The organism is Streptomyces sp. NPDC058678 (assembly GCF_042714835.1).
Classification (GTDB): domain Bacteria; phylum Actinomycetota; class Actinomycetes; order Streptomycetales; family Streptomycetaceae; genus Streptomyces.
In genome coordinates, this window is sequence record NZ_JBHXSG010000158.1 from 1 (window position 1) to 5,510 (window position 5,510).

At 69.3% G+C, this 5,510-nt stretch carries 4 protein-coding genes and 1 riboswitch; of the genes, 2 read left to right on the forward strand and 2 right to left on the reverse strand.

Annotation, left to right across the window (positions count from 1 at the left end; all coding sequences use genetic code 11):
* The first annotated feature begins 489 nt into the window (after positions 1-489).
* Together trmB and ACFWWR_RS48365 are read left to right on the forward strand one after the other, a co-directional pair.
* Complete coding sequence (gene trmB / locus ACFWWR_RS48360) at positions 490-1,341, forward strand: tRNA (guanosine(46)-N7)-methyltransferase TrmB (protein WP_384310751.1); 852 nt, start codon at positions 490-492, stop codon at positions 1,339-1,341.
* Positions 1,342-1,393: 52 nt separating this feature from the next.
* Complete coding sequence (locus tag ACFWWR_RS48365; protein ID WP_384310753.1) at positions 1,394-2,740, forward strand: PrsW family intramembrane metalloprotease; 1,347 nt, start codon at positions 1,394-1,396, stop codon at positions 2,738-2,740.
* A gap of 136 nt (positions 2,741-2,876) precedes the next feature.
* Here ACFWWR_RS48365 and ACFWWR_RS48370 read toward each other — a convergent pair whose 3' ends face one another.
* A complete protein-coding gene (locus ACFWWR_RS48370) occupies positions 2,877-3,833 on the reverse strand; it encodes an aldo/keto reductase (protein ID WP_383878292.1) in 957 nt (318 codons plus the stop codon).
* A 121-nt stretch (positions 3,834-3,954) separates the two neighbouring features.
* Entirely contained in the window at positions 3,955-4,983 is a 1,029-nt protein-coding gene (locus tag ACFWWR_RS48375; protein ID WP_383878290.1) for a M23 family metallopeptidase, read from the reverse strand.
* Between the two features lie 11 nt (positions 4,984-4,994).
* Positions 4,995-5,152: riboswitch (cyclic di-AMP (ydaO/yuaA leader) on the reverse strand.
* Between the last annotated feature and the right edge of the window lie 358 nt (positions 5,153-5,510).

A 5,510-nucleotide genomic window follows, 5' to 3' on the forward strand; every position in this document is an offset into this window, starting at 1 on the left:
TCGCCCCCGCCGCCCCTACCCGTCCCATCCCCAGGGGCGCCGCCCCTTCGACCCCGCCGGGGGCTGCGCCCCCGGACCCCCATCGGCCCGAAGGGCCTCGTCCTCAAACGCCGGACGGGCTGAGTGATACGGATGGGCGCTTTGATGTGCTCGCCGGACGGGCTGAGTGATGCAGATGGGCGCTTGATGTGCTCGCCGGACGCGCTGAGTAATGCGGACCGACGCTCGATGTGTTCGCGCCGGACGGACTGAGTGATGGTCCGGCGCTTGATGGTGTTCGCCGGACGGGGTGAGTGATGCGGACCGGCACTTGATGTGTTCGCCGGACGGGTTGGGAGTGGTACCGCGCCTCTCGACCGAGCGAGTCGGGTGGTGGGTGGGCATAGGCCGGGGGTCTGGGGGCGGAGCCCCCAGGGGAGGACCCTGGCGTCCTGGCACGGGGTCGGGGCGTCGGGGTGGTTCGGGCGGGGTCGTAAAATTGGTCGCACTGTGTCTGAGTCCCTCGATGTTCCCGAAGCCCGCCAGGCCACCCCCCACCCACCCGGCGCGTCCGTCCGGCATGTTCGCGCCAAGGGGGAGCCTCGGTTTCCCGACGGGCCGAGCGCTGATCCGGCGGGGTCGCACTTCGAGCGGCGGATTCGGAGTTTCCAGCCTCGGCGGAGTCGGGTGACGGCGGGGCAGGCGGACGCGTTGCAGCGGCTGTGGCCCTCGTGGGGCCTCGACATCGACGGGCAGCGCGTCATCGATCTCACCGAACTGTTCGGGAACGCGAACCCCGTCGTTCTGGAGATCGGGTTCGGGATGGGGGAAGCCACGGCACAGATGGCCGGCGCCGACCCGGACACCAACATCCTCGCCGTCGACGTACACACTCCGGGGCAGGGGAATCTGCTCAATCTCGCCGACCAGAACGGCCTGACCAACATTCGCGTCGGCAACGGCGACGCGATCATCCTGCTGCGCGAGATGCTCACCCCCGACTCCCTCGCCGGTCTGCGCGTGTACTTCCCCGACCCCTGGCCCAAGAAGCGGCACCACAAGCGGCGGCTGATCCAGCCAGAGTTCCTCGATCTTGCCGTGACCCGGCTCGGACCGGGGGCGCTCGTGCACTGCGCGACGGACTGGGAGCCGTACGCGGAGCAGATGCTCGAGGTGCTGACGGCGCACCCCGGTTTCGAGAACACGCAGCCAGGGGGCGGTTTTGCGCCGCGTCCGGAGTTCCGGCCGCTGACTCGTTTCGAGGGCCAGGGACTGGAGAAGGGTCATGTCGTGAACGACCTGCTCTTCCGACGCGTAGAGCACGTCATAGCGCACAAGGACCAGCCCCCCACCGGCGCCTGAACCCCCCTCGCCCTCCTGCGGGCGGCGCCTCTGCCTCGTTAGGGTCAATGCCGTGGCCACCGTTCCTCCGTACCCGACGCAAACCAGTGATCCGACCGGCGGATCACTGCGGCACGCGCACTGGTGGCAGAAGAAGTGGGTGCGTTACGGAGCACTGAGCACCCTGCTCGCGCTCTCCGGGCTCGTCATCCTCGCCCTGGTCCGCGAACAGACCGGCACGGAAGGATTCCTGGTCGGCCTCGGGCTCGCCGTACTGCCCGTCCCGCTGCTCATAGCCGCCTTCCGGTGGCTCGACCGGGTCGAGCCGGGCCCCTGGCGCAACCTGCTGTTCTCCTTCGCCTGGGGGGCCTGCGCGGCTGCCCTGATAGCGATCATCGCCAACAGCTTCGCGACGAGATGGATAGCGACGGCCACCGCGGACCCGTCCAGCGCGGACACGCTCGGCGCGACCGTCATAGCACCCGTGGTGGAGGAAGTGGCCAAGGCCGCGGCCGTCCTGCTCGTCTTCCTCTTCCGGCGACGCGACTTCACCGGGATCGTCGACGGCGTGGTGATCGCCGGGGTCACCGCCACCGGGTTCGCGTTCACCGAGAACATCCTCTACCTCGGTACCGCCTTCGGCACCGACCAGCTCACCGGCGACACCGGCATCGCCTCCGTCACCGCGGCGACCTTCTTCGTACGCGTCATCATGTCGCCGTTCGCCCATCCCCTCTTCACCGTCCTCACCGGCATCGGCTTCGGCATCTCCGCACTCTCGGCGCAGCGCCACCACCTGCGGCGCGTCCTGCTGCCGCTGTCCGGGCTGCTGCTCGCGATGGGCATGCACGCGATCTGGAACGGCTCGTCGACGTTCGGCGAGTACGGCTTCTTCGCGGTCTACGCGGCGTTCATGGTGCCGGCGTTCGGGCTGCTGACCTGGCTCGTCATCTGGACCCGGCAGCGTGAGCTGAAGACCGTGCGCGAAGAGCTGCCCGCGTACACGGTGGCGGGCTGGCTGACGCCGTCCGAGCCGTACGCGCTCGGCTCGATGCGGGCACGGCGGCTGGCCCGCGAGTACGCCCGGGAGCGCTTCGGGCGGCCCGCCGCGCGGGCGGTGGCCGAGTACGAGGCGTACGCGACCTCGCTGGCGTTCCTACGGCATCGGGGGCGCCATGGGCGGGCGGAGGCCGACTTCGTCGCACGGGAACGGGAGTTGCTGGCCGAGCTGTGGTGGCGTCGGGACGTGGCCCGTCCCGCGCTGGACCACGCGGCCCGGGCGACGGCACCACCGGTGGCGGTGACCGCGCCTCCGTGGCCGGTGTACGGGGTGTACGGGTATCCGGCGGCACCCGCGTATCCGGCGGTCCCGTATCCCGCCTACACCGCCTACACCGCCTACAACCCGTATCGGACGTAGCCGTACAACCCATATCGGACGTAGCCGTACAACCCGTGTCGGACGTAGCCGACGGGCAGCGCGGAACGTCCGACACCACCGGGCGCCCCCGGACCATCCGGAGACCACGAAGCAGCGGCCGCCCGAAGATCGGGCGTCAGGCCGACGCCTCCGTCAGCCGCGCGACCTCCTGCTCGGTCAGGTCGAGCTCCCCCACGCCCACCAGCGCCGGCAACTGCTCGACCGTACGCGCGGAGGCGATCGGTGCCGCCACGGTCGGCTGGGCCGCCAGCCAGGCCAGGGCGACCGTGGCGACGGGGACCTCATGAGACTGGGCGATCTCGTCGAGGGCGGTGAGGACCTGCTGACCACGCTCGGTGTCGAGATGCTGAGCGGCGCCACCCGCTCGCGGGCTGTCGACCGTCGTGCCGGGCCGGTACTTGCCGGTGAGGAAGCCGGAGGCGAGGGCGGAGTACGGGACGGCCGCCAGGCCGGAGCGCTCGGCCAGGTCCTGGAGTTCGCCCTCGTACGTGTCGCGCGAGACCAGGTTGTACTGGGGCTGGAGCGCCACATAGCGCGCCAGGCCTTCCCGCTCGGAGAAGGCGAGGGACGCCTCGAGCCGCTCCGGGGAGATGTTGGAGGCGGCGATGTGCCGCACCTTGCCCGCCTTCACCAGCTCGTCGAGCGCGCCGATGATCTCCTCCACCGGCACTTCGGGCTTGTCGAAGTGGGTGTAGTAGAGGTCGAGGTAGTCGGTGTCGAGGCGGCGCAGGGACGCGTCGGCGGCGGCCTTGATGTTGGCGGCGGTCAGGCCCGGGTGCTCGTGGTGCTGGCTCACCTTGGTCGCGATCACCACGTCCGCACGGTTGCCCCGCGCCTTGACCCACTTGCCGATGACGGTCTCGGACTCGCCGCCCTGGTTGCCCTCGACCCACTGCGAGTAGGAGTCGGCGGTGTCGAGGAAGTTGCCGCCCGCGGCGGTGTAGGCGTCGAGGACGGCGAAGGAGGCCGCCTCGTCGGCGGTCCAGCCGAAGACGTTGCCGCCGAGGGAGAGCGGGAAGACCTCCAGGTCGGAGGAGCCGAGCTTGCGAAGCGAAGGAGAAGAAGAGGTCATGCCCTGGGTCAACGACCGTGCCGGAACCCGCCATTCCATGACCCCGGCAAAAACTCCGCAAACGCCTGACCGGCAGCCCTGACGTCGGTCAGGGCCACCGGTGTTCAGCACAAGACAGGCGTCAGGGGTTGAGGCCCTTGCTCCGCAGCCAGGCCATCGGGTCGATGCCGCTGCCGGCACCGCCGGAATGGACCTCGAGGTGCAGATGCGCCCCGGTCACGTTCCCCGTGGCACCCACGCGCCCGATGACGTCCCCGGTGTTGACCTTCTGGCCGACGCTGACGCTGATCGAGGACTGGTGGGCGTACCAGACCTCGGTGCCGTCATCGAGGGTGAGCACGGTCTTGTAGCCGTACGACCCGTCCCAGCCGGCCTGCGTGATCGTGCCGGTGTGGACGGCCTTGATGAGGGTGCCCGTGGGCGCGGCGAAGTCGAGACCGGTGTGGTAACCGGACGACCAGAGAGAACCGGCCTGACCGAAGGTGGAGGTGATGGTGTACGAGGAGGTCGGCAGCGCGAACTGCTTGGCCAGCTCGGCCAGTCGCGCGGCCTCGGCCTTCTTCTCGGCCTCCTCCTCCGCCTTCTGCTTGGCGGCGGCGGCCTTGGCCTTGGCCTCCTTCTCCGCCTTGGCGGCCGCTTCGACGGCCTGCTTCTCGGCGGCGGCCACGGCGTCGGCGGCGGCCTTGCTCTCGATCTGGTCCTGCTGCTGCTCGGCCTGGGCCAGGATCCGGGTGCGCAGCGACTCACCGGCGTCGGCGGTGCCCTGCTCGGTGTCGGTCGAGGCCACGCCGACGCTGCTGAGCGCGGTGGCGGAGCCCTCGGCGTCCGCGTCGTCGGAGATGAGGGAGCCCACGTTGGGCAGGTCGGGCATGGAGATCGACACCGGCGGCTTGCCGGTCTGTGCGCTGGCCATGCCGCCCGCGCCGACAGCGGCTATGACGCCGACGCCGAGGACGGTGGAGCTGCGGGCGAGTCCGCCACGCTGCTTGGCGACACGATGCCGGCCACGTACGGATCGGATGGACTCCTCGGTGGGGTTCCACTCCGTCCAGGGGCCCTCGTCGTTGCGGTACTCGCCGTAGCCGAAGGTCTCGCTGTCGCGCTGGCTCGGCACGAACGGGGCTTCTGGGGCAGGCCGGTTGGACGCCACGTGGGCGTGCTCCTTTCCTTCCTTCTCGCCTACCGGGTTAGCTGACGGGTTCGGAGCAGGAAGGTCTCCTACGCGCGTATACCGCCCGTGAGTTCACGGTGGTATCCGCGCGATTCACCCCAAGTTGGTGGTTCCCCGGTTCCCTTGCGGGATTCGGCGCGTGCGCACGGAGCCGACTCTTGTGACGGCTGGGACGACCGCGCTGCGTTATCGAACGTTAATAGACCCAGGGCCTCGATTCCAAGCTGTTCCGCTTGATCATTAACCTTTCTGCCCGGGACTTACGGCCCACGACCGGCGAAAATCGGGCGAGTTGACCAAACCTCAGCACCCCCAAAAGTATTGACGGTGCGTCAGTTGTTATGCGGAGGGCGGTCACCCGATCACCCCTCGTAACAAGGAACCCCGACGCAAAACGCCGAGGGCCGGAACCCATTTCTGGATTCCGGCCCTCGGCCTTCAGTAGCGGGGACAGGATTTGAACCTGCGACCTCTGGGTTATGAGCCCAGCGAGCTACCGAGCTGCT